21 protein-coding genes are annotated in these 23,787 nt (G+C 71.4%); 8 read left to right on the plus strand and 13 right to left on the minus strand.

The window, feature by feature from the left end:
* Nucleotides 1–121: 121 nt before the first annotated feature.
* On the minus strand, nt 122–559 hold the full coding sequence (locus ACWDSL_RS38700; protein ID WP_450492645.1) for a ribonuclease: 438 nt from the start codon (nt 557–559) through the stop codon (nt 122–124).
* Between the two features lie 210 nt (nt 560–769).
* Between ACWDSL_RS38700 and ACWDSL_RS38705 the strand changes: the two genes are divergently transcribed.
* A complete protein-coding gene (locus ACWDSL_RS38705; protein WP_450492646.1) occupies nt 770–1,411 on the plus strand; it encodes a helix-turn-helix domain-containing protein in 642 nt (213 codons plus the stop codon).
* Nucleotides 1,408–1,671 carry a DUF6126 family protein gene (locus ACWDSL_RS38710; RefSeq protein WP_450492647.1) on the plus strand — a complete coding sequence of 88 codons (264 nt, stop codon included), beginning with the start codon at nt 1,408–1,410 and terminating at the stop codon, nt 1,669–1,671. Before ACWDSL_RS38705 ends, ACWDSL_RS38710 begins: the two co-directional genes overlap by 4 nt.
* A 42-nt stretch (nt 1,672–1,713) precedes the next feature.
* Here ACWDSL_RS38710 and ACWDSL_RS38715 read toward each other — a convergent pair whose 3' ends face one another.
* Complete coding sequence (locus tag ACWDSL_RS38715) at nt 1,714–2,550, minus strand: AIM24 family protein (protein WP_450492648.1); 837 nt, start codon at nt 2,548–2,550, stop codon at nt 1,714–1,716.
* A gap of 140 nt (nt 2,551–2,690) precedes the next feature.
* On the opposite strand from ACWDSL_RS38715, the gene ACWDSL_RS38720 reads away from it, so the two are divergent.
* Both ACWDSL_RS38720 and ACWDSL_RS38725 read left to right on the plus strand, forming a co-directional pair.
* On the plus strand, nt 2,691–3,611 hold the full coding sequence (locus tag ACWDSL_RS38720) for a maleylpyruvate isomerase family mycothiol-dependent enzyme (RefSeq protein WP_450492649.1): 921 nt from the start codon (nt 2,691–2,693) through the stop codon (nt 3,609–3,611).
* A 62-nt stretch (nt 3,612–3,673) separates the two neighbouring features.
* On the plus strand, nt 3,674–4,564 hold the full coding sequence (locus tag ACWDSL_RS38725) for an SCO6745 family protein (RefSeq protein WP_450492650.1): 891 nt from the start codon (nt 3,674–3,676) through the stop codon (nt 4,562–4,564).
* Between the two features lie 45 nt (nt 4,565–4,609).
* Here the strand turns inward: ACWDSL_RS38725 and ACWDSL_RS38730 are convergent, their stop codons facing one another.
* The 4 genes from ACWDSL_RS38730 to ACWDSL_RS38745 all read right to left on the minus strand — a co-directional run bounded on the left by ACWDSL_RS38730 (nt 4,610) and on the right by ACWDSL_RS38745 (nt 9,151).
* Nucleotides 4,610–5,527 (minus strand): RNA polymerase sigma-70 factor, encoded by a 918-nt coding sequence (locus ACWDSL_RS38730; protein ID WP_450492663.1) that lies wholly within the window; start codon nt 5,525–5,527, stop codon nt 4,610–4,612.
* Between the two features lie 47 nt (nt 5,528–5,574).
* A complete protein-coding gene (locus ACWDSL_RS38735) occupies nt 5,575–6,753 on the minus strand; it encodes an NAD(P)/FAD-dependent oxidoreductase (RefSeq protein WP_450492651.1) in 1,179 nt (392 codons plus the stop codon).
* Nucleotides 6,754–6,867: 114 nt separating this feature from the next.
* Nucleotides 6,868–8,712, minus strand: coding sequence for a caspase family protein (locus tag ACWDSL_RS38740; protein ID WP_450492652.1), 1,845 nt, complete (start codon nt 8,710–8,712; stop codon nt 6,868–6,870).
* A complete protein-coding gene (locus tag ACWDSL_RS38745) occupies nt 8,705–9,151 on the minus strand; it encodes an effector-associated constant component EACC1 (RefSeq protein WP_450492653.1) in 447 nt (148 codons plus the stop codon). The genes ACWDSL_RS38740 and ACWDSL_RS38745 overlap by 8 nt, the downstream gene beginning before the upstream one ends.
* 185 nt (nt 9,152–9,336) lie before the next feature.
* On the opposite strand from ACWDSL_RS38745, the gene ACWDSL_RS38750 reads away from it, so the two are divergent.
* Nucleotides 9,337–12,510 carry an NACHT domain-containing protein gene (locus ACWDSL_RS38750; RefSeq protein WP_450492654.1) on the plus strand — a complete coding sequence of 1,058 codons (3,174 nt, stop codon included), beginning with the start codon at nt 9,337–9,339 and terminating at the stop codon, nt 12,508–12,510.
* Here the strand turns inward: ACWDSL_RS38750 and alc are convergent.
* Together alc and allB are read right to left on the minus strand one after the other, a co-directional pair.
* Nucleotides 12,501–13,655, minus strand: a complete 1,155-nt coding sequence (gene alc / locus ACWDSL_RS38755) for an allantoicase (protein ID WP_450492655.1) — start codon at nt 13,653–13,655, stop codon at nt 12,501–12,503. The genes ACWDSL_RS38750 and alc overlap by 10 nt on opposite strands.
* Nucleotides 13,652–15,007, minus strand: coding sequence for an allantoinase AllB (allB, locus tag ACWDSL_RS38760; RefSeq protein WP_450492664.1), 1,356 nt, complete (start codon nt 15,005–15,007; stop codon nt 13,652–13,654). Before allB ends, alc begins: the two co-directional genes overlap by 4 nt.
* Before the next feature lie 410 nt (nt 15,008–15,417).
* On the opposite strand from allB, the gene ACWDSL_RS38765 reads away from it, so the two are divergent.
* Nucleotides 15,418–16,203 carry an IclR family transcriptional regulator gene (locus ACWDSL_RS38765; RefSeq protein WP_450492656.1) on the plus strand — a complete coding sequence of 262 codons (786 nt, stop codon included), beginning with the start codon at nt 15,418–15,420 and terminating at the stop codon, nt 16,201–16,203.
* Between the two features lie 85 nt (nt 16,204–16,288).
* On the opposite strand, the gene ACWDSL_RS38770 is transcribed toward ACWDSL_RS38765, so the two are convergent.
* On the minus strand, nt 16,289–16,639 hold the full coding sequence (locus ACWDSL_RS38770) for a DUF5955 family protein (RefSeq protein WP_450492665.1): 351 nt from the start codon (nt 16,637–16,639) through the stop codon (nt 16,289–16,291).
* A 231-nt stretch (nt 16,640–16,870) separates the two neighbouring features.
* Here ACWDSL_RS38770 and ACWDSL_RS38775 point away from each other — a divergent pair, with 231 nt between their 5' ends.
* Both ACWDSL_RS38775 and aceB read left to right on the plus strand, forming a co-directional pair.
* Entirely contained in the window at nt 16,871–17,503 is a 633-nt protein-coding gene (locus ACWDSL_RS38775) for a nucleotidyltransferase family protein (RefSeq protein WP_450492657.1), read from the plus strand.
* A 106-nt stretch (nt 17,504–17,609) separates the two neighbouring features.
* A complete protein-coding gene (gene aceB / locus ACWDSL_RS38780; protein WP_450492658.1) occupies nt 17,610–19,226 on the plus strand; it encodes a malate synthase A in 1,617 nt (538 codons plus the stop codon).
* A gap of 76 nt (nt 19,227–19,302) precedes the next feature.
* Here the strand turns inward: aceB and ACWDSL_RS38785 are convergent, their stop codons facing one another.
* From ACWDSL_RS38785 to murJ, 4 genes are all read right to left on the minus strand, one after another.
* Entirely contained in the window at nt 19,303–19,830 is a 528-nt protein-coding gene (locus ACWDSL_RS38785) for a hypothetical protein (protein WP_450492659.1), read from the minus strand.
* A complete protein-coding gene (locus ACWDSL_RS38790; protein ID WP_450492660.1) occupies nt 19,827–21,323 on the minus strand; it encodes an ATP-binding protein in 1,497 nt (498 codons plus the stop codon). The genes ACWDSL_RS38785 and ACWDSL_RS38790 overlap by 4 nt, the downstream gene beginning before the upstream one ends.
* Nucleotides 21,324–21,330: 7 nt before the next feature.
* Nucleotides 21,331–22,011, minus strand: coding sequence for a response regulator (locus ACWDSL_RS38795; RefSeq protein ID WP_450492661.1), 681 nt, complete (start codon nt 22,009–22,011; stop codon nt 21,331–21,333).
* Nucleotides 22,012–22,099: 88 nt separating this feature from the next.
* Nucleotides 22,100–23,787 (minus strand): murein biosynthesis integral membrane protein MurJ (gene murJ, locus ACWDSL_RS38800; RefSeq protein ID WP_450492662.1); only part of this gene is annotated, 1,688 nt, incomplete at its 5' end.

Consider the following 23,787-nt stretch of genomic DNA (forward strand, 5'->3'; position numbering starts at 1 on the left):
TTTTGCTGTGTGGGGAGGTGTGCGGGGGCTAAGGCCGCGGGGGGTGGGGGTTCAACACGGGGGGGGCCGCTGCCTGCGAGCAGGCAGCGGCCGCGGTGCGGGGGGTGGCGGTTTTCGGCGGTCAGCAGCTGTGGTCGACCAGGTCGAACGACGCGTAGTGGTCGGCCGTGTAGTAGTCCTCGTCCGTCTTCTTCCCGGTCACGATGCGGCGGGCGCCGCGGGTGTCGGAGCCGGGGGTCTTGACGGTGTACTCGTGGTAGTAGCCGCTGGACTGGGACGGAAGGATGCCCTCCCGGTTCTGGAAGACGGTCCCGTCCTGCGGGTACGGGAAGGGGCCGCCGGACGCGATCAGGTCGAGCGTGTCATGGGCCTGTGACGGCAGGTCGGAGTAGCAGATATCGCCGACGGCCGTGATCTGGAGGACCGACGAGGCGGCCTGGGGCGCGACCGGGGCGGCCGGGGCGGCCGGGGCGGAGGCGACGGCCGGGCCGCCGATGAGAAGGCTCGACGCGAGGGCGCCGAGCACACCGATGCGGGCGATCCGTGGGGGGATTCTCATGTCTCACAGCATGACGCGCGTAGACCCTGGCATGTCAATGCCAAATGAAGGGAGTTCCCCAGGAGTTCACAAGACCCGCGCGAAGCGCCGGGAGAAGTAATGAAGACGTAACGCCCACACCGCCTCGGGCCCGGCGGCGCCACCTCGATGCCCATTTGCCTCAGAGGCAAATTTTTTGCCCGAGAGGCGAATGCTGGCTATACCGGAGACATGACCTCGTCCCCCGAGGGGCCCGCCGACGGGCCCCCCGCCGAGCTGCCCTCCGTCGCCCCGCGCCTGCGCGACCTGCGGCGGCGCAGCGGCCTGACGCTCGAAGCCGCCGCCCGGCTGGCCGGGCTCTCACCCGCGCATCTTTCCCGCCTGGAGACCGCCCGGCGCCAGCCGTCGCTCCCCATGCTGCTGGCCTTGGCCCGTACCTACGGCACCACGGTATCCGACCTCCTCGGCGAGGTTTCGCCGGAGCGGGACCCGATCCTGCGGGCCGACCACACGGCGGCCTGGGAGGCGGGCGGCTGGACGTACTGGCGGACCGGCAGCCCCGGCCGGGCCATGCAGGCGCTGCGGGTGCACGTACCGGCGGGGACCGGCCCGCAGGAGGACCTGGTGCGGGTCCATCCGGGCGAGGAGTGGCTGTACGTCACCCAGGGGCGGCTGCGGCTGACGCTCGGCGAGACGGTCCATGTGCTCGGCGTCGGCGATGCGGCCCACTTCGACTCGCTGACCCCGCACCGCATAGCCGCCGCCTCGTCCGGCGGCACGGATCTGCTGTTCGTCCACACGCTGCTGCAGAGCGGCACGGCCGACCTGTGTCTCGGCGACGCCGTCCGCGGAGGGAGACACCAGGCACCATGACGGACTCCGACAACACCCTGGACCACACGACGGCCGGCGGCCCGACGACCGGCGGCCCGACGACCGGCGGCGCGACAGCCGGCGGCGCGACGACCGGTGGCGACGGCTCGGCACACGGGGCGGCGCCGCGCGGCGGGCCCGTGCGGGAGGAGGACCGGGCGCCGATGGGGCTCACCATCCGCGTCTTCATCTACCTCGTCGGCGTCCACTTCATCGCCGCGTTCCTCTTCCTGCTGTTCTACCTGGCCGGAGCGAAATAGCCCGGCCGTCCACAGGGCCGTCCCGTCACCCCGCGGCGGCTGTCACCCCGCGTGGGTGGAGAACAGCCCGCCCGTCGGACCCTGCTTGTCGCCGCCCTGGGCCTTCTTCAGCGCGTTGGCCAAGCCCTCCATGGTCAGCGACTGCAGGATCACCCGGCCATTGCCCTCCAGCGTGGCCAGGGACAGGCCCTCGCCGCCGAACACAGCGTTCATCACGCCCTGGCGGTTGAGCCCGCCGATGCGCTGGACGCCGTACTGGATGCCCTCCTCGAAGGCCACGATGCAGCCCGTGTCGACCTCGATCCGGCCGCCGAAGTCGGCGGGGTTGAGGTCGATGAAATTGCCCGCACCGCAGATGATCACCGTGCCGCGCCCGGTGAACTTCTCCAGGATGAACCCCTCGCCACCGCTGCGGCCCGTCCTGCCGCCCTGGAAGGCGATGCCGAACTCCACGGTCGACTCGGCCGCCACGAAGGCGTCCTTCTCCGCGAACCAGGCGCGGCCGCCGTCCAGCTCCAGCGCGCGCATCTCCCCGGGCAGCACGCCCGCGAAGCCGACGGTGCCCTCGCCGCCGGTCGAGGTGAAGTACTGAAAGGCAAGCGACTCCCCCGCCAGGGCCCGCTGGCCCACCTGCATCGCGGTGCCCATGGCCTGGCGCAGCATGCCGCCCATGCCACCGCCGCCACCGCCCCCGCCGCCGTTGCCCCCGGCGGCCTGGCCGCCGCCCCCCGGCCCGGGCCCGGACAGCCGGGTCTCCATCGTCACGTTTGCCGTCTTGAACAGGAACTTTCCGGCCTCGCAGTAGACGGTCTGGCCGGGCTGGAGGCTGCAGACCGCCATCTGCATGGCGTTGCCGACGATCTCTTGGCGCAGGGTCACAGCAGGACTCCTCGGTACGGACATGGCGGAAATATCACAAAGGGACAGGGGGACGCCTGCTCAACGTTCGACCCGAAGCCCTGGGTTCCACCGGAAAAACGCGATAGCGGTCACAGGCTGACGGCACAATAATCCCGATCATGGAGACAGCCGCAGGCGCGGACGCAGACGCAGGCACAGGCGCGGGCATGGACTGGGCACGGCTGGGGCCGCCCCTTGACGTACGCCCCCTCTTCCCCCGCGACCGCCGCGCCCTGCTCGACCTGCTGACCGCCCTGGACCCGGCCGACTGGCGGCGCCCCACCGTCTGCCCCGGGTGGGATGTGCACGACGTGGTGGCCCACCTCCTCCATGATCACCTCCGCCGGCTGTCCGGCGGCCGCGACGGGCACCCGGGGCCGCCGTTCGGCCCCGGCGAGACGCTGCCGCGGTTCATCACGCGGACCAACGAGGACTTCGTCCGCGCATCCCGGCAGCTCAGCCCGCGCGTGCTGACCGAGCTGCTGGCCACGCTCGGCCCGCGGCTCGACGACTTCTGGGCGGGCCTCGACCCCGCCGCGCCCGCCGGCCTCGACGTGTCCTGGGCGGCCCCCGGGGCGCCCGCCCCGAACTGGCTGGACACCGCCCGCGAGTACACCGAGTTCTGGGTCCACCAGCAGCAGATCCGCGACGCCGTGAACCGGCCGGGCGCCACCGGCCCCGAGCTGCTGCACCCGGTGCTCGACGCCTTTCTGCGCGCCCTCCCGCACACCCTGCGCGCCCATCCGGCCCACGCCGGCGCGGTGGTACGGGTCCTGGTGCCCGGCCCGGCCGGCGGGGCGTGGACGGCGGTACGAGAGGACGACCGCTGGGCGCTCCGTACCCCCGCCGCCCCGGCGACCGTGGAGGTCGAACTCGCCGCGGACACGCTGTGGCGGCTGGCCACGCGCGGGATCACGCCGCGGGAGGCGCGGCGCCGGGCCACGGTGCGCGGGGACGAGGAGCTGGCGCGGACCGCACTGACGATCCTCGCGATCGTCCGCGAGCCGGAGCCGGAGCCGGAGCCGGAGCCGGAGGACTGACCCCATCCGACCCGGACGCACGAAACCCGGCGCTTCCCGCCGATGGGGGAGCACGGCCTGTGATGACCCGCCCCGACCCCGAAGGGAGCACCACCGTGGAATCCACCCCGGCGGCGACGGCCCGCACGATGTGGACCCTGTTCGAGCCGATCCACGCGGTCACGTACTTCGCGCCGGAGGCCCTGGCCGCGTACGAGGACGCGGGCCTCCGCGGCTTCTGGCGCGGCTACTTCGCGGGCCGCGCCGCGCCCCTCGGCCCGGTCGGGCCGGAGCCCGTCGTGGCCGCCTTCTTCAGCTTCGCCCCGCCCATGGTGGCCCGCGCCCTCCCCGCCATCTGGGCCCTGGTCACCCCCGAGCGCGCCCTGGAGCTGCGCCGCGCCGGCGCCGCGGCCTCGCTGGCCCGGCTGCTCGCCGGGCACGAGCACGAGGTGGAGCGCGCCGCCGAGGGCCTGGCCCAGCGCGCCGCGGACCTGGACGGCGCCGGGCGCGTACTGGCCGCCGCCAACGGCTCGCTCGACTTCCCCGACGACCCCCTCGAACGCCTCTGGCACGCCACCACCGTGCTCCGCGAACACCGCGGCGACGGCCATGTCGCGGCCCTCGTCGCCGCTGGCCTCGACGGCTGCGAAACGCTCGCGCTCCGCGCCGCCGTGGACCTCCCCCGCGCCGAACTCCAGCCCAAACGCGGCTGGACCGACGAGCAGTGGCAGGCCGCCGAACACCGCCTGCTCGAACGCGGCCTGCTCGCTCCGGACGGCTCCGCGACGGACGCCGGGCGCGAGACGCTGCGTACGGCGGAGGCGGCGACGGACCGGGCGGCCGAGCGCCCCTGGCAGACGCTCGGCCCCGACGGGACGGCGGACCTGGTCAGGCTCCTGACCCCGCTCGCGACCGCCTGCGGCTCCGCCCTCCGATTCCCCAACCCGATCGGGGTCCCCGAGCCGACGGGCTGACCTCGTACACGACTCACGGGCTCACGGGCGCACGGGCTCACGGGCTCAGTGGGTCCCGACGTCATGGGCGGTGCCGGTGGCCACGGCTCGGAGCTTCTCGGGGTTGGCCACGTTGTGGATGGCGGTGACGCGGCCGTCGGAGTCGAAATCGAAGGTGACGGTGGCGATCACGCGCCCCGGCCCGCCGAACACCACGCCCGGCCCGCCGTTGACCTCGACGAGTTCGACCTTCATATCGGCGGGCTCGATGCCCTGGTAGGTGACCGAGCCGATGGCGGCGAACCAGGCGGCCACCGTGGCGGCGCCCACGACCGGACGCATGGCCTGGCGGACCTTGCCGCCGCCGTCGGTCCACAGGGTGACGTCCGGGGACAGCAACTCCATCAGGGCGTTGACGTCACCGCCGGTCGCCGCCGCGAGGAACCGCTCGGTGACCTCGCGCTGCCGCCCCCGGTCCGCGGTGAAGCGCGGCCGCCTGGCCCGTACATGCTCGCGAGCGCGATGTGCGGCCTGCCGCACCGCGGCTTCGGAGCGCTCCACCGCCTCCGCGATCTCGGCATGGCTGAAGTCGAAGACCTCCTTCAGCACGAACACCGCGCGCTCCAGCGGGCTCAGCGTCTCCAGCACCACCAGCATGGCCATCGACACCGAATCGGCGTCCGCGACGGTCTCGGCGGTGTCGCCGATGGTGAGGATGGGCTCCGGGAGCCACGGCCCCACATACGTCTCACGCTTGTGCTGGGTGGAACGCAGCCGCGCCAGCGCGACATTCGACACGATCCGCGTCAGATACGCCTTGGGGTCGGCGACCTGCGAGCGGTCGGCGGCCGACCACTTGATCCAGGCGTCCTGGACCGCGTCCTCGGCGTCCGCCGCGACGCCGAGGATGCGGTAGCCCACGGAGAACAGCAGCCTGCGATGTTCATCGAACACCTGCTGGTCGGGGCCCACGAAGGTACCCAGCGACGGGTCCGGGGAGGTGTCCGGGGACGGGTCCGGGAAGGGGTGGCTCACCGCGCCACCCGGATCCGGGTGAAGCGGCCACCGTGCGGCCAGAACGCACCCGAAGCGGGCATCTTCTTCATACGGCCATACGTCGGCCAGGGCGAAGCAGTCACCGTCTCCTTATACCTGGCCGCGAAACGACCGGTCAGAAATATCCGCCGGGGGCTGTCGTCGGGGTGCGTAAACTGCACAACAGCGTCGTCACGGCCCAGGCTCACCGGCGTGTGGTAGTAGCCGAAGCGGAACGGCTTGGGCTGCTTGCCCTTCAGCTCACGGACGATCGACACCGCCGCGTGCACACCGGTCGGCATGCCCCCTTGGCAGGTACCGTGCATCGCGCCGTAGCCCTGACGGATCGCCGCCGCGTCCCCCACCGCGTACACCTCTGGATGCGACACCGACCGTAGCGCCGCGTCGGTGACGATCCGCCCGTACTCATCGACGGCCAGCCCGGCGGCGGCCGCCAGCGGCGACACCCGCGTACCGCTCGTCCACAGCACCACATCGACGGCGACGCTCTCTCCGCCCGCCAGCTCCACCGAATGGGGCAGCACCTTCGCCACCTCGGCCCCGCCGCGCACCTCGACGCCGAGGCGCTGAAGCGCGGCCTGCAGATACGCCCTGGCCTTCGGGTTCATGGCCGCACCGGGTTCCCCCCGGCCCAGCAGCACCACATCCAACTCCGGATGCCGCTCCGCGATCTCCGCGGCCGACTCGACCCCGGTCAGCCCGCTGCCCCCGACCACCACCGTCCCACCGCCGAGCCGCGCCAGCCGGTCGGCCAACACCTCGGCGTCCTGCGCACTGTTCAGCGTGTAGGCGTAGTCCTCGACCCCCGGCACCGCCGAGGTGTCCGCCACACCGCCCAGCCCGTACACCAGCGTGTCGTACTCCAGAACCCGGTCGTCATCGATCCGCACCGTCTTCGCGTCGGCGTCGATCGCCGTCACCCAGCCCCGTACGAACCCCGCCCCCGTACCCCCCAGCAACTCCGGGACGCTCAGCTCGGCGAGCGGCTGCCCGGTCGCCGTCATGTGCAGCCGCAGCCGCTCGGTGAACCGCTCCTGCGCGTTCACCACGGTCACCCGCACATCCTCGCGCCCCTTGACCCGAGCCCCGAGCTGAACCGCCGCGGCCATGCCCGCGTACCCCGCCCCCAGAACCACCACACGGTGTGCGCTCATCGTTCCGTCCTCCCTCATTTGCTGATGACGACCACGGGATGCAAGCAGCCCGGCCGAACGTGACATGAGGTCGATGTGACGCGCGTCACGGCCGCAACGACGAGTGGGGCGGCCCTATTCCGCCTGCCCCCTGGGCCAGATCATTCCGCGGGTAGTCCTGATCGCGACCCACTTCCCTTTGAGCGGATGCCCGATGACCTCGACCTTTTCCGGGGCGGGCGTCGCTATGCGCGCCTTGAAGTCCGCCACATAACCATTCAGAACGGGTACCTTGACCTCAGGATGGACCGGCACGTCACCATCCCGCTTGTACGCCTGAACAGCCGCCACGAATTCCCTCTCGCCCCATAGCCAGGCGTACGGTTTCTCCACCGTGACAGACATACTCCCATCCAGCGTGAGCGCGGTCTTTTCCACCGTTTCCACATGACACACCATCAGCATGGGAGTGATGGGAAGTGCGGGATCATTCCTCAGACGCCTTACTCTGCGGAACATGACGGCAGTCTCAATACGACCGATGAATTGGCCAACACAGAACACAGCCATAAATGCCAGACCGCAGAGAATAACCATCACCCCGAACCCGGTCAGTTCAGACACTCTCGCGCCGCCCAGGTGAGCACAAAGGTCCCATTGAGCAGCCGACAAAGCCGCCGCGCCGGCGCCCATCGGCAGCCACGACCAGGCCGAACGACCGGCGGACGCCAGGTCGTCATAAACGGGGTCCTCAGGCTCACCGCCTGAACCGGCGCCGTGCCATTCCGGATGAGGGGTGGTTGCGGGAGCCGTACTGGGCCAGTACCCCACCGCCTTCGCTCGTCCGAAGTCCGCCACCTGCCGCTCGGACCACGTCACGGTACCCATACCGTCGGGAAGGGCGAACCGCACCGTGCCATCCACCGTCCCGCTCCGAATCTCCACCGGCTCCCTGCCGTCGACCCGGGCCCGGAGATCAGCATGGTGAATCTTCGCGCGTGACCTCAGCTCCGCCGTGGCCGGGCCGATGCCGTTCGCGCCCGCGAGCTGGTCCCGGTGGGTCGTCAGTACGGTCTTACGCTGCGGCAGCCGGACGTGGAGAACACCGGTGAAATCACTTTCCGTTGTCAGGAGGGTCTGATTCCCCTGTGGATCGGTGAACACAGGACGTATATCGAGCGCATCGGCCGAGGCCCTGGCCGCGGCCTCGGGCGCAGCTGCCCCTCCCTTCGTTTCAGGTCCATCCGCGGTCCGTATCAGTCTTCGAGCCAATGAAACCTGCCCGACTCCGCCCTCCGCCTTCATATGCGGGATCTGCCCGAGGGCACGGGTTTGCTCATAGGTGTACGTGTAGACGTCATGGACCGAGACGTAGCCGTCCTTTCCACGTGCGCCGAAGCGCAGTCCCTCGGCCAGATGCCTGGTGAAAGGACTCGGCTCATGCGCGTTCGCCGCGTCGGAGGAGAGCCCGGCGTGGCTGGAGCTGGTCATCACGAATCTGCCGTAACCGGAGAGCTGTGTGGCGGGGTCGGCCCCCTTGACCGCGGCCACCCCGCTGAAGCAACAGTCCAGGACCACGACGATCGAGCGGGCAGCGCAGTCGTCGATCAGCTCGTTGATGAACTCATGCCTCACGGAGCGGGTCCGTAAGCCGCCGAGGGTGGTGTCGTGAGTGCAGAGCCGAAGCCTGTTCCGCGCGTCCAGTCTGCCGTGACCGCTGTAGTAGAGAAACAACTGCTCATGCGCGAACGAGTGCTCGAAGAACTCGGCCAGTGCGTCTTCCACTTGCGACGAGGTCTCATTGACGACGACCTTCACGGCCCCGCGCGGGTGCAGACCGGTGGCGCGGTCCGTCAGCGCTTCGTACAGCACCCGCACGTCGGCCGTCGGCCCCTTGAGGGGCGGTAGGCCCTGTGGATCGTCGGGGAACTCGGAATTGCCGATGAGGAGTGCCCGGTAGGTGCGGGCTGGTTCAGTCATCGGACCGGGGCTCCGGAGTCGAGGCATCACTCGTGGACGAGTCGGAGTCCTCCGCTGAGCCGCCGGCCGCGCGCAGTCCATGCTCCAAGGCGGCTTGCAGGGTGGCGGTGTCGGTGACCTCGGTGGTGACTGTGAACTCGCCCCGCCGCCCATCGTTGTTCCAGGTGACATGAACGGTCCGCCCGCGGTCGCGGTTCAGCCAGGAAGTAAACGCCTTCACCGCACCGGCGACGACACTGGGCGTGGCGAGAAGCAACACCAGGTCGGTGGCGGCTCCCTTCGTCCCGGGCTGCGTCTCGGACTGCGTCCCGGAACGCGACGTCAGCGCGCCAGGCGCCTGCTCTTCGAGCGCTTCATGCAGCACTCGAATCTGTTGCAGCCACCGGTCGTCATCGGAAGCGAAGTAGTCACTCCGCGCGGCGAAATGAACCTCAAGCATCCCTTCAGCCTCCCCCTACGGCTTCTTGCTCAGGCCCGCAGCGACACTGCGTCATGTCAGTCATACGCGTGAGGCACCCATCACGTGAAGACCGCGGCGACGCGGACTCAGGTGGGTGATCGGGCTGTTCCGGGAAGATGTCGATGCGAGGAAAGCCGACAATCACCTCGAAGGGGCGGAGTGGCGTGAGCGCTGAGGTCGCGGCGATCAACCTGGGGCGGACACTGGCGACACGCGCCGTCCGGATGTGGCTCGACCCGCGTACGCGCGAGCAGGAGAGCCGGATGAACATGTCCGCGCTGATCCGGCGGCGGATACCGGGGCTGCGGGCTCAGCGGGGCGTGGAGCGGCAGTTCGAGCAGATCGCGGACGCGGTCGCGGCGCGGCTCGAGCCGATCTGCGGGCATGAGTTCCGCGACCTGGACGAGGGCGGACGGCAGGCGGCACTCGACGCCGTGACTGCGGCCTTCGCCCACGCGGACCTGTCCGACACCGCGATCCTCGGATCCGACGCCAACCCCGCCGAGCTCGCCCGGCGCGTCCGTACCGCCGCTCCCCCGCCGACCGGTCTCGGCGAGGTCGAGACGCGCTTCTACGAGCTGCTGCTGGCCGAGTGCTGCGACTGCTATGTGCAGACCCTGCGCCGCCTGCCGGTCTTCACCGAACGGGGCGTCACCGAGCTGCTGGGGCGGGTCGGCGAGCTCGGCTCGGAGCTGAGCCGGGTGCTGGAGCGGCTGCCCATCAGGTCACTGTACGCGCCGCAGGGCGCGGATCAGGACGCCGCCTTCCGTCACGAGTATCTGGAGTTCATCAGCCGCACCATGGACGAGGTGGAGCTGTTCAGCTTCACGGCGGGGCAGGCTCCGCGTACCAAGCTGTCCGTCGCCTACATCAGTCTGCGGGTCAGCACGGACGAGGGACGGGCTGCCCGGCGGACCGGCCATGGGTCCGCCGACCGGTTACGGACCGGCATCGGCGCATGGGACACGGCCGAGCAGGAGTCGTCGGCGAGCGTACGGGTCGAGGCGGCGCTCAAACAGTCGCCGCGTGTGCTGTTGCGCGGGGAAGCGGGCTCCGGCAAGACCACGCTGCTCAACTGGCTGGCCGTCACCGCGGCGCGGGGCTCTTTCGGTGGCGATCTCGCCGACTGGAACGGCCTGGTCCCCGTCCTCGTCAAGCTCCGCCACTACGCCACACGCGAGCTGCCCCGCCTCGAACAACTCCTGGACGTCACCGCCGGGCCGCTGACCGGCCATATGCCCGCCGCGTGGGTCGACCGCCAGTTCCAGGCTGGCCGGATCCTGCTCCTGGTCGACGGGCTTGACGAAATCGTCGCGAGCGAACGGCGCAAGGTCCGCGACTGGCTCCGGCTGCTGCTCAGCGCCTACCCGGACACCCGCGCCGTGGTGACGGCCCGGCCTACGGCCGCGAGCGGCGACTGGCTGCGGTCGGAGGGCTTCGCCCCGGTCGGTCTTGAACGGATGACCCCCGCCGACCTGCGCGCCTTCGTCCAGCAGTGGCATCAGGCCGTACAGCTGCACTCCGGCGACGCTCCATGCGCACCGGAAGAGCTGCCGCACTACGAACGGGCGCTCGTGGCCAGCCTCCAGGACCGCCCCCATCTGCTCGCGCTCGCCGCGAACCCGCTCCTGGCCGCCCTGCTGTGCGCGCTGCACCTGGGGCGGCGCAGCCGGCTGCCGCGAAACCGCATGGAGCTGTACCGGATCGCGCTGGAGCTGCTGGTGCAGCGCCGGGACGCGGAGCGCGGGGTCCCCAGCGCCCTGGACGTACAGCTGAGCCTCACGGACAAGCTGTGCCTGCTGCGCGATCTGGCCTGGCGGCTGTCGGACAACAACCGCAGCGAGATCGCCCGCGAGAAGGCGCTCGACCACGTGGCGGCCAAGCTGAGGTCGATGCGTCATCTGGAGGTTGAGGGCGGACAGGCGCTGGAGCATCTGGTGACGCGTTCGGGTGTGCTGCGTGCCCCGGCCGACGACCGCGTCGACTTCCTGCACCGCAGCTTCCAGGAGTACCTGGCCGCCGAGGAGGCGGCGGAGGAGGACCGTATCGGCAATCTGATCGAGCGGGCCCATCTGGACACCTGGCGCGAGACCATCATCATGGCCGCCGGGCACGCCAACCGCGGCCAGCGGGAGGAGCTGATCACCGGCATCCTGGACCGCGCGGAGGCGGAGCGCCGTCATGCGCGTGGGCTACGGCTGTTGGCGGCGTCCTGTCTGGAGACGGTGGAGTCGGTGCCCGTCGGGCTCGCCGAGCGGCTGGACCTGAATCTCGGTGTGCTGGTGCCACCGCGGCGCCGGAGCGACGCGGAGTCGCTGGCGGCTGTGGGCGATCCGGTGCTGGGCAGGCTGCCCCGCTCGCTCGAAGGGCTCAGCGAGACCGCGGCCAGGGCGGCGGTGCGCACCGCGGCCCTCATCGGCGGAGGGCGCGCGCTGGACTTACTGAGTGCCTACGCCGAAGACGGGCGCGCCCATGTGCACAAGGAACTGGCCCGGGTATGGGACTATTTCGCCCCTGATCAGTATGTCCGGCGTGTGCTCTGCAAGTTGCCGCTGCGAGACCTGCACCTCACTCTCTCCCATCCCAGCCAGTGGGCCACGGCCACGCAGCTGGGAGTCCGGAGAATATCGATCACCTATCCGTTCACCGCCGGCCTCGCCGCTCTGAAGGAACTTCCCCAGCTTTCCCAGCTGTGGATAACTCGCCTCAAGGGCGACGGCGATCTCCGCCCACTGGCCGACCACCGAGCGTTGGAAAATCTCTTGGTCAACGGAAACGGCCCCTTGAAGGGCACCGAGGTGTTGGACCGATTCACCCGGCTGCGGAAGCTCTTCCTCACCTATTGGTCGGCCCTCCCCCCGCTGGACCAGTTCCCTCTGCCACCGTCTCTGACCGACCTGTGGCTGGGATACGTCCCGGCCGACCCCGGTCTGGCGTTTCTCGACCGTCTGCCGAAACTCGAGTACCTGTCCCTGGAGGGCGCGGGGAGCCTTCGGGGGCTCATGGACTCGACCGCGATCGCCGACCTCGGGCGACTGCGGCTGGCCGGGTTCCATATGACCGAGCAACTTGGCGTCTTGCCTTCCGTCGGTCTCCGCGCCAAGGAGCTGATCTTCTACGACTGCGCCCTTCCCGCCGATCTCAGCCCTCTCCATAGGATCACCTCGGTCACCCGGGTGTTCTTCGGCATGTGCCATGGCCCACGCCCCGGCCCGCTGGACCTGTCCTCGCTGGCAGGCCGCCCGGCCCACCCCCGCCTCACCGTCGACGTGGGCCAGGGGCAGGTCGTCACGGGCACTCACCATCTCGGGCCGGGCATACGGCTCCGCTACCTGTGAGCCCCGCCCAGCTCCGCGTACCGCGCCGCGAGCCGCTGCGCGCCCGCCTCCGTGAGCGTGCCGTGCAGCCGCAGGCGGGCGACGCCGCCGTCCGGGAAGATGTCGATGCGGACGTGGGTGGCGGGTGGGGCAGTGTCGAGCGGGAAGCGGTGGATGGTGTCGGGCTGGAGGCGGGTGCGGGGCAGGAGTTCGGTCCAGCCGGGGGCCGTGTGGTCGGCCGGGTCGGCGCCGGAGGTGGCGTCGAGGACGTACAGCGTGGCCCAGCCCGGCGCGTTGCCCTTGTAGCAGCCGGTGTCGATCTCGACGGCGCGGATCACGGCCTGTTCGGTGAACCGGTAGCGGACCCAGTCGTGGCCCTGGTCGCGGCGGCGGCGGGTCTCCCAGCCTTCGTCCATTTTGCGGGAGCGGCCGGGCTGGATGGTGTTGGCGGGCGGGGAGTAGAAGCGGTCGGAGGCGTCCTCGGCCGCGCCGCCGTTCTCCAGGGCGGCCAGGTCGAAGGTGCCGAGGGCGGTGAGCCAGCCGGGGTCGGGGGCGACCTCGCCGTACACGCGCAGGCGGGCGATTCCGCCGTCGGGGTGCTGCTTGAGCCTGAGGTGGGTGAAGCGGCGCGCCACCGCGACCGCGAAGCCGTTGGCCGCGTGGCCGCCCACCGGGGTGCGGGGGACGAGCTCCGTCCACTCCACCCCGTCGGCGAGCAGTGCCTCGGGGGACGGGGAGCCCGCCACCGATGTCGCCTCGACGCTGACCGACTGCGGGTAGTTGCCGCGGAAGTGGGCGGTGTCGACGACGATGCCGTGGATGACGCCGGGCGCGCCGAGGCGGATCAGGGCCCAGTCGTGGTCGTCGGCGGCGGGGTGCGGCTGCTCGGCCGAGGCGCCGCGCCGTCGGCGGGTCTCCCAGCCGTCCATGACCTTGCCCTTGTGGCCGAAGTCCTCGGGGTCGAAGTGCGGGGCCTCGGGCCGCAGCAGGTTCTCGCGTTCGGCGAAGAACTCGTCGTTGGCCGCGATGACGCTTCCGCCGAGCCGCCGGTCGGCCAGGTCCGCGAGATGGGTGAAGGGGAGGTCGGCGGTGCGGTAGTCGGCGTACGGGTCGCCGCCGCCGTACGGGCTCGCGTCGCCGGTGAAGCGGGGGATCGGCGCGGTCATGTGCGGTGCTGCCTTTCCAGGAGTCGGCCATGTGGTGTGGGGGGTGTGGGGGATTTTGTGGGTCCAGTGGGGTCGGTGGCGGAGTCGGTGGTGGGGGTGGTCGGGGTGCCTTGTTCGGCGATCTTCCGGCCGCGCAGCCAGGTGGACCGTACGACGCCGTACAGGGTCTTCCCGGCGTAGGCGGTCACCTGATTGCGGTGGTGGAGCGCGGCCGGGTCGACGGTGAAGGTCTCCTCGGGCGCGAGGACCGCGAAGTCGGCGTCGCGGCCGGGCTCGATGGCCCCCTTGTGCGCGAGGCCGACCAGTGCGGCGGGGGCCGTGGACATCCAGCGCGCGAGATCCGGGAGCGTACGGCCGCGCCGCCGCGCCTCGGTCCAGACCGCGGGGAGGCCGAGCTGGAGGGAGGCGATGCCGCCCCATGCCTGCCCGAAGTCGCCGACCTTGAGGTCCGCGGTGCACGGCGAGTGGTCGGAGACGACGCAGTCGATGGTGCCGTCGGCCAGGCCCTGCCACAGCGCGTCCTGGTTGGCGGCCTCGCGGATGGGCGGGCAGCACTTGAACTCGGTGGCGCCGTCGGGGACTTCCTCGGCGGTCAGGGTGAGGAAGTGCGGGCAGGTCTCGGCCGTGATCTCGATGCCCTCGTTCCGGGCGGAGGTGATCAGGGGGAGCGCTTCGGCGGACGACAGATGGAGGATGTGCACACGGGCGGCGTGCTTCCGCGCGAGCTCGATCAGTCCCGCGATGGCCCGGTTCTCGGCCTCGCGCGGGCGTGAGGCGAGGAAGTCGGCGTAGCGCGGGCCGCTGGGGCTGGGGGCCCCGTCGATCAGCTGGGGGTCCTCGGCGTGGACGATGAGCAGGCCGCCGAAGCCCGCGATCTCGCCGAGCGCCGCGTCGAGTTCGGCGGGGGCGAGCTGGGGGAACTCGTCCACGCCTGAGTGGAGCAGAAAGCATTTGAAGCCGAGGACTCCGGCGTCGTGCAGGGGCCTGAGGTCTCGTATGTTGCCGGGGACGGCGCCGCCCCAGAAGGCGATGTCGATATGGGCCGCGGCGCGGGCGACGGCCCGCTTGATCTCCAGCGCGCGGACGGTGGTGGTCGGCGGGATGCTGTTGAGCGGCATGTCGACGAGGGTGGTGACGCCGCCGGCCGCGGCGGCGCGGGTGGCGGACGCGAACCCCTCCCATTCGGTGCGGCCCGGGTCGTTGACATGGACGTGGGTGTCGACGAGGCCGGGGAGCAGAACGTCGTCCCCGAAGTCCTCCAGGCGGGCCCCGGGCGGGGTGGCCGCGTCGTACGGCAGGACGGCCGAGATCGTTCCGTCGGCCGTGGAGACGGCGACCGATGCCGCGCGCATCCCCTCCGGGGTCACCACGCGGGTCGAGCGCAACACCAGGTCCAGGTCCAGGTCCAAGTCCGGATCCGCGTCTGACACCCGTGCCCTCCGTTTCTCGGCAGACTCTTCTTGGCAGACTCTTCAGATCAGCACGATTTTTCCGCGAAGCGGAAACACTTTTCTGTTCCAGGAGTGTTCACCGAGCCGCCCGCCGGGTCAAGACCCCACCGCCCGCGTCCCCGCCACAAGACGGCCGTCCATAGAATGGAAGGCGATTTTCGGAGCGCAGAACCTGGTCGGCCGAGATGGGGTCTCCCCTGCTCGAGCGGAGCCGAGAGCTTGGGGAAGGGTAGGCTGCCCGTTGGCCGGTCGGCCGGGGCGAATCAGCCATACGGGGGCCGGTTTCACCTGCCGCGAAAGGAACCGTCGACGTGCCGTCCGCCGAGCCCAAGACCGCCGCTGCCAACTCCGGCGGCGTCCAGTCCCTCGAGCGCGCTTTCGATCTGCTCGAGCGGATGGCCGACGCCGGGGGCGAGGTCGGGCTGAGCGAGCTCTCCGGCAGCAGCGGGCTTCCCCTGCCCACCATCCACCGCCTGATGCGCACCCTGGTCGCCTGCGGCTATGTGCGCCAGCAGCCGAACCGCCGCTACGCGCTGGGCCCCCGGCTGATCCGGCTCGGCGAAAGCGCCTCCCGACTGCTGGGCACCTGGGCCCGGCCTTATCTGGCGCGGCTGGTGGAGGCGACCGGCGAGACCGCGAACATGGCGCTGCTGGACGGCGACGAGGTGGTGTACGTCGCGCAGGTGCCCTCGCGCCACTCGATGCGGATGTTCACCGAGGTCGGGCGGCGGGTGCTGCCGCATACGACCGGCGTCGGCAAGGCGCTGCTCGCGGACACGCCCGCCGACGAGGTGCGCGCGCTGCTGGCCCGGACCGGTATGCCGGCCGCCACCCAGAAGACGATCACCACGCCGGACGCCTTCCTGGAGGCGCTGCGGCAGGTGCGTGAGCTGGGCTACGCGGTGGACGACAACGAGCAGGAGATGGGCGTGCGCTGCCTCGCCGTATCCGTGCCCGACTCGCCCACGGCCGCCGCCATCTCGATCTCCGGCCCGGCCGGGCGGGTGACGGACGAGGCCACACGGGACATCGTGCCGATCCTCCAGGAGGTCGCGGCCGAGCTGTCCACCGCGCTCGCCAGCGCGGGCTCCGCCTGACGCCGGAGCAGGCTTCACCTAAGGGCGGGCGCGCCGCCGGTGCCGTATCGAGCCGTACCGGCGGCGCCCCCTCAAGCCCGACCCCTCAGCCCCTCCCCCCTGCCTGCGGCACATCGCCGAACAGGTCGATCGCCGCACGCACCCCCCTCAGCGCCGGCGCCAGTGCGCTCACCGAACCGAGCGCGCCCGCGATGAGCAGCAGGGCGCGGCGCAGCCGGGGCAGCTCGGGCACCCCCTCGCACGCCATGGCGTCCAGCGCGGCGAGCTCGTCATCCGCTATGGCCCGGTCCGGCAAGTCGGCCGGGTGGGCGGCGAGTTCGCGCCGCAGCCGGGCGACGGCCCGGCGCAGCTCCGCCGCCCTGGGATCCTCCTCGGTGCCGGCCACTCGCCTGTCTTCCACGACCGCGGCGCCCTCCACTGACCAGGCGCCGGGCATCCCCCGGCGTCCCATGTGATCGTCGGACATGACTGCCCTGCTCGCCCTCGCACCCCTCTGCACGAAGCCTGCCCCCTTCTCCCCATGACCCCTGGACGCGTCGATCGGACGCGAGAGGCCGCGGATCAGTTAACGCCACTCTGTGCGCGACACGCCATACGGAGAGCGAAAATCAGACCGGGTGCGATAGGGGGAGACAAAGGGGGATCAAGAAGGGATGAGCGGTAGGCAATGCCGACAGATCACACATCGCACGATAAAGCGCAGGTCGCCGGGTTGTTGCTGGCCGCCGGCGGGGGCAGGCGGCTGGGCGGGCGACCGAAGGCGCTGCTGGCCCACCGGGGCAGACCGCTGGTCGAGCACGCGGTGCGGGCGCTGCGCGAGGGCGGCTGCGAACCGGTGCATATCGTGCTGGGCGCGGCCGCCGAGGCCGTACGGGCCAGGGCCGAGCTCCCCGGGTGCACGCTGGTCGACAACCCGGACTGGGCCGACGGCATGGGTTCCTCGCTGCGGGCCGGACTCGCCTCGCTGGCCGGTACGAGGGCGGAGGTGGGGACGGGGGCGGGGGCGGCGCTGGTGATGCTCGTGGACCAGCCGGGGATCGGGGCCGCGGCGGTGGCCCGGGTGGCGGCGGCGTACGACGGGCCGTCGTGCCTGGCCGCGGCGGTGTACGGCGGGCGGCGGGGCCATCCGGCGCTGTTCGGCGCCGAGCGGTGGGCGGAGGTCGCGGCGAGTGCGGTGGGCGATCGCGGGGCACGGGCGTATCTGAAGGAGCATCAGTCGGAGGTCACGCTCGTCGACTGCTCCGATATCGCCCGGCCCGATGACATCGACACCCCGGAGGACCTGAAACGGCTGGAGTGAGCCCAACAAAACGTTGAAGTTCCGCCATGAGGAAATTAGTATCCACTAAGCAGAAGTCACAGAAGTCCATATGTCTCGCCCTGTGTCGCCCGAGGAGTGACCGCCCATGTCCGCACCAGCACCGTTCCCGCTGGCCATCGTCGACGCCGAGCCGCTGGAGCGGCAGGGAGAGGTGCTGACCGACTCGGCCCTGGCCTTCCTGGCCGAGCTCCACCACCGCTTCACCCCGCGCCGCGACGAACTGCTCGCCCGCCGTGCCGAGCGCCGCGCCGAGATCGCCCGAACCGGCACCCTTGACTTCCTCCCGCAGACCGCCCACATCCGCGAGGACGCCGACTGGCGCGTCGCCCCCGCCCCGGCGGCGCTCGACGACCGCCGGGTGGAGATCACCGGCCCCACCGACCGCAAGATGACCATCAACGCCCTCAACTCGGGCGCCAAGGTCTGGCTCGCCGACTTCGAGGACGCCTCCGCGCCGACCTGGGAGAACGTCGTCCACGGCCAGCTCAACCTGATCGACGCCTACCAGCGCCGCATCGACTTCACCACCCCCGAGGGCAAGGCGTACGCGCTGCGCCCCGCCGAAGAGCTGGCCACCGTCGTCGCCCGGCCGCGCGGTTGGCATCTGGACGAGCGCCATCTGCGGGCCGGCGACCGCGCCGTGCCCGGCGCCCTCGTCGACTTCGGGCTCTACTTCTTCCACAACGCCCAGCGCCTGCTCGACCAGGGCAAGGGCCCGTACTTCTACCTCCCCAAGACCGAGTCGCACCTCGAGGCCCGCCTCTGGAACGACATCTTCGTCTTCGCCCAGGACCACCTCGGCATCCCCCAGGGCACCATCCGCGCCACCGTGCTCATCGAGACCATCACCGCCGCGTACGAGATGGACGAGATCCTCTACGAGCTGCGCGACCACGCCTCCGGGCTGAACGCGGGGCGCTGGGACTACCTCTTCTCCATCGTCAAGAACTTCCGTGACGCCGGGGCCGACTTCGTCCTCCCCGACCGCAACGCCGTCACCATGACCGCCCCCTTCATGCGCGCCTACACCGAGCTGCTGGTGCGCACCTGCCACAAGCGCGGCGCCCACGCGATCGGCGGCATGGCGGCCTTCATCCCCTCCCGCCGCGACCCCGAGGTCAACGCCGTCGCGTATCAGAAGGTCAGGGCCGACAAGGACCGCGAGGCGAACGACGGCTTCGACGGCTCCTGGGTCGCCCACCCCGACCTGGTCCCGATCGCCCGCGCCTCGTTCGACGCGGTGCTCGGCGACAAGCCCAACCAGAAGGACCGGCTGCGCGAGGACGTCCAGGTCACCGCGGCCGAGCTGATCGACATCGCCTCCCTGGACGCCAAGCCCACCGCGGCGGGGCTGCGCAACGCGGTCCAGGTCGGCATCCGCTATATCGAGGCCTGGCTGCGCGGCCTGGGCGCGGTCGCCATCTTCAACCTCATGGAGGACGCCGCCACCGCCGAGATCTCCCGCTCCCAGATCTGGCAGTGGATCAACGCGGGCGTCGTCTTCGAGAACGGCGAGAAGGCGACGGCCGGTCTCGTCCGCACCATCGCGGCCGAGGAGCTGACGGCCATCCGCGAGGAGATCGGGGCGGAGGCGTTCGCCGCGGGCAACTGGCAGCAGGCCCACGATCTGCTGCTCAAGGTCGCGCTTGACGAGGACTACGCGGAGTTCCTGACGCTGCCGGCGTACGAGCTGCTGCGCTAGCTGCCGCGCTGAGCCGAGGCCGCGCAGCGGGCTGTGTGCCCCACCCGTCGGGGTCGGGGCACATCGCCCCGCGGCGTCACCCGTCGCAGTGGGCAGGCGGGAGCCTGCCGTCGTCGCCCGCGACGGTCACCTCCGCGGTGCCGTCGCCGCCCTCCGCGTACGCCGCCGTACAGACCAGCTGGCGCACGGCGGTCTTTCCGAGCCCCCGCACCGCGACCGGGACACTGACCAGCACCTGGTCCGTGCCCGACTTCATCCCCATCTGCCCCGCCGCCCGGGGCAGCTCCGTGTGGAGCCCGGCCGCGCGCGCCTCCGCGCTCGGGCCGGCGAGCAGCATCATGAGGGCCACCTCGCCGGGCACCTTCCCGTCGTACTCCCCCTCCCGGTCCGTGAAGACTCCTCCGGCCACCGGAGTCAGGCGGCCTTCCGAGGAGACGAAGAAGAGGATCTGCCGCTGCTCGGCGGCGGGGAAGACCGTGACGGTGGCCGGGCCGCCGGCCTCGATGACGTCGCTCTGCCGCACCCCGCAGCCCGTCAGCAACACGGCCGCCACCACGGCAAGGCCCAGGCAGTTCAGGCGGCTCAGGCGGACCAGGCGCTTCACACCGTCACCTCCCCGGCCGTGCCCGTCAGGGGGATCTCCACGGTGAAGACGGCGCCCCCCTGTGGGCCGTTCGCCGCCCGGATCGTGCCGCCGTGCAGCCATACGTTCTCCTGGGTGATGGCGAGGCCGAGGCCGCTGCCCTCCGACCGGGTGCGGGCGGAGTCCGCCTTGTAGAAGCGGTCGAAGATGTGCGGCAGCGCGTCAGGGCGAATGCCGGGGCCGCTGTCGGCGACCTCGGTGACGAGGCGGGTCCCCCTTCCGCCCGTCTTTTCCTGCTCCGTCTCCACCCCTGTGCCCGTCTCCGTACGCAGCCGTACGACGACCGGCGCGGCGCCGTGCCGCAGCGCGTTGCCGACCAGGTTGGCGACGACGACATCGAAACGGCGCGGGTCGAGCCGGGCCCGGATGCCGTCGGGCAGGTCGGTGACGATCTCGTCGGGGTCGGTCCAGTGGCGGCTGGTCAGGGTCTTGCGGATGGTCTGCGCGACGTCGACCTCGTCGGTGTTCAGCTCGGCGGCCCCGGCGTCGAAGCGGGAGATCTCCATCAGGTCCTCGACGAGGACCGCGAGTTTGCCGGTCTCCGCGCTGATCAGCCGTACGGCGGCCGCGGTGTCGGGGGCGAGGCGGGCGGCGTCCTCGTCCAGGACCTCGGTGACCGCGAGCATCCCGGCGAGCGGGGTGCGCAGCTCATGCGAGACATCGGAGGCGAAGCGGCGGGCGCGCGCCTCGGCGTCCTGGAGTTCGCCCACCGATCGCTCCAGGGCGACGGCGGACTCGTTGAAGGTGCGGGCGAGGTCGGCGAGTTCATCGCTGCCCTTGATCTGGATCCGGGTGTCGAGGCGGCCCCGGCCCATGCTCTGTGATGCCTTCCGCAGATCGCGCACCGGGCGCAGCACACTGCGCGCGGCCAGCAGCGCGGGGACGAGCGCCACCGCGAGCCCCGGCAGGGCCCCGTCGCGGGCCGCGGTGACCATGGCCCGGACGTTGGCCTCCTCGTCGGTCAGCGGCATCACCGCGTACAGCACAAGGCCCGTGGGGCGTACGGTCTTCCCGGTCCTGAAGACGGTCGGAACAGCGACGGTCAGCCAGGGGTCGCCATGCTTCTCGACCCGCTGGAAGCTTCCGCTGCGCGGGCTGGCGAGCGCGGCGCGGCGCAGCTGCGGGGTGATGACGGTGGAGACGGGGCTGGTGCCGGAGGAGACCCGGACCGATCCGTACTCGGCGAAGACCACCCAGGGGTGCGGCTTGCCCTGCCGGGCGAGTTGGCGCAGCTGCTCCTGGAGGGACTTGGGCTCGACGGGGAGCGGGGTGCCCATGTCGCTGACCCGGTCCCGGAAGGAGGAGACGGCGGTGTCCTGGGCCTGTTCGAGGATCGCGGTGCGCGCCTTGCGGTAGGTGAGGGTCGCGGTGGTGCCGGCGCTGACCGCCGCGACCAGCAGGAAGGCGAGCACGAGCCGGGTGCGCAGCCCGATGCGGGCTCTCCAGCGGGTCACCGGGGGCTCACAGCGGTCCGAAGCGGTAGCCGAAGCCCCGCAGGGTCTGTATGTAGCGCGGGCTGCCGGCCACGTCCTCGATCTTGTGTCGCAGCCGCCGTACGCAGGCGTCGACCAGGCGGGCGTCGCCGTGGTAGCTGTGCTCCCAGACCTGTTCGAGCAGCTGCTGACGGCTGAAGACCTGCTCGGGCGCGCCGGTCAGATACAGCAGGAGCTTCAGCTCGGAGGGCGCGAGCGCGAGGCGTTCCCCGGCCTTGGACACGGCCAGCCCGGCGCGGTCGATGGCGAGATCGCCGTGGAACTCGACGGCGGGGCGGCCCCCGGGCTCCTCGATCCGGCGCAGTACGGCCCGGATGCGGGCCTCGATGACCTCGGTACGGGCGGGTTTGACGATGTAGTCGTCGGCCCCGGCCTCCAGCCCGACCACGACGTCGAAGTCGTCGCCGCGCGCGGTGAGCATGATGATCGGCAGCTGGCTGGACTCGCGGACCCGGCGGCACACCTGGACTCCGTTGATGCCAGGGAGCATCAGGTCCAGGAGCAGCAGATCCGGCCCGAACTCGCGGATGGCGGTGAGCCCGGCCTCCCCGGTGGCGGCGGTGCGCACATCGTGTCCGCGGCGGCGCAGGCCGAGTTCGATCCCTTCGCGGACGGAGGGGTCGTCTTCGATGAGAAGGACGCGTGGCATGTGCGGAGTATTCCATTTCGGCAGGTGAGGGGGCGGCGGCTCAGATGCGGCGACTCAGGTCCGGCGGCTGGTCAGGTCCGGCGACCGATCAGGTGCGGCGGCTCAGTTTGCGGGGCACGGCCCTGAGCGCGGCGTCCAGTTCGGTCAGCCGCAGCGGGCGGGCCAGGATCGCGAAGACCAGCAGGATGGCCACGACACCCACCGTCGTGGCGGCGAGCGGGCCCAGCGGGGCCGTGCGGGTGGCCGCGAACTGGCCGAGCGCGGTGGCCGGTACGGCCGCCAGCGACAGCCGGGCAAGGGCGGCCACGGACGGCGAGCGCCACAACCCGCTGCCCCAGGCAACCCTCTCCCGCTCGGCCGTCAAGGGGACGGGCCGGAGCCTGCGGTTCAGTACGTACGCGGTGGCCGCCCAGCCCCCGAACAGCGCCACCGAGTACGCCCCGGCCATGCCGGTCACCGCCCAACGTGCGGGCAGCACCAGATACGCGGCCGCGGACAGCCCCGCGTTGAGCCCGGAGATCACCAGGTTCAGGAAGAAGGGTGTGCGGGTGTCGGAGAGCGCGTAGAAGGCGCGCGAGAGGACGTACTGCCCGGAGAAGGCCACCAGCCCCGGGGCGAACGCCATCAGCGCCCCCGCCATCACCGCGATATCGTCCGCGCCGGTCCTGCCGTACTGGAACACCACCGCCATCACCGGCTCGGCGAGCGCCAACAGCACACAGGCGGCGGGTACGACGGCGGCGGCGCTGCTGCGCAGGGCGTACGAGACGTCCCGCCGCACGGCCGCGGTGTCACCGTCGGCCGCCGCCCCGCTCATCCGCGGCATCAGCGCGGTGACCAGCGAGACGGTCACGATCCCGTGCGGCACGGCCCACAGCAGATACGCGTTGTTGTACGCGCTGAACCCGGCGCCGTCGGTCCCCCCGGCCGCCGCGCGCTCCCCGGCCATCGTGGCCAGCCAGGTCACCACCCAGTAGGCGAGCTGGTTGGTGAACACCAGCAGCACCAGCCACCCCGCCGAACGCAGCGGCCGGGACAGCCCACTGCCCCGCCAGTCGAACCGCGGCCGCCAGCGAAAGCGCGCCGCGCGCAGCGACGGCAGCAGCGCCAGCGCCTGGACAGCGATGCCCGCGGTCGTGCCCCAGCCGAGCAGCGCGGTCTCGCCGGGGGTGAGCGTGCCCCCGGTGCCCGCCGTCGCCAGATACAGGCCGAAGACGGCGATGACGACGACGTTGTTGAGGACGGGAGTCCACATCATCGCGCCGAACCGGCCCCGGGCGTTGAGCACTTGGCCCAGCAGGGTGAAAAGACCGAGGAAGAAGATCTGCGGCAGGCAGTAGCGGGCGAAGGCGACCGTCATCGTGGCCTGCCCGCCCGTGTAGTCGGTGTACGCCGCGACGATGGCGGGCGCGGCGAACACCGCCCCGGCGGTGATCAGCAGCAGGGCCGCGGTGCAGACGGTCAGCAGCCGGTCGGTATACGCGGCCCCGCCGTCCGCGTGCTCCTTGGCGGCCTTGACCAGTTCGGGCACGAACACGGCGTTGAGCGCACCGCCGAGGAGCAGCGTGTAGACGATGTTGGGCACGGAGTTGCCGACCGCGTACCCATCGGCCGCCAGCCCGACACCGAGCGCGGCGGCGACGACGGCGGAGCGTACGAATCCGGTGGCGCGAGAGACCAGCGACCCCGCCGCCATGACGGCCCCACTGCGCAGCACGGAAGCGGGCCGCTCGGGGGCCGTCGCGTCCGGCCGGCCCTCGCCGTCCGGACGCGACG

The organism is Streptomyces sp. NPDC000941 (genome assembly GCF_053599555.1).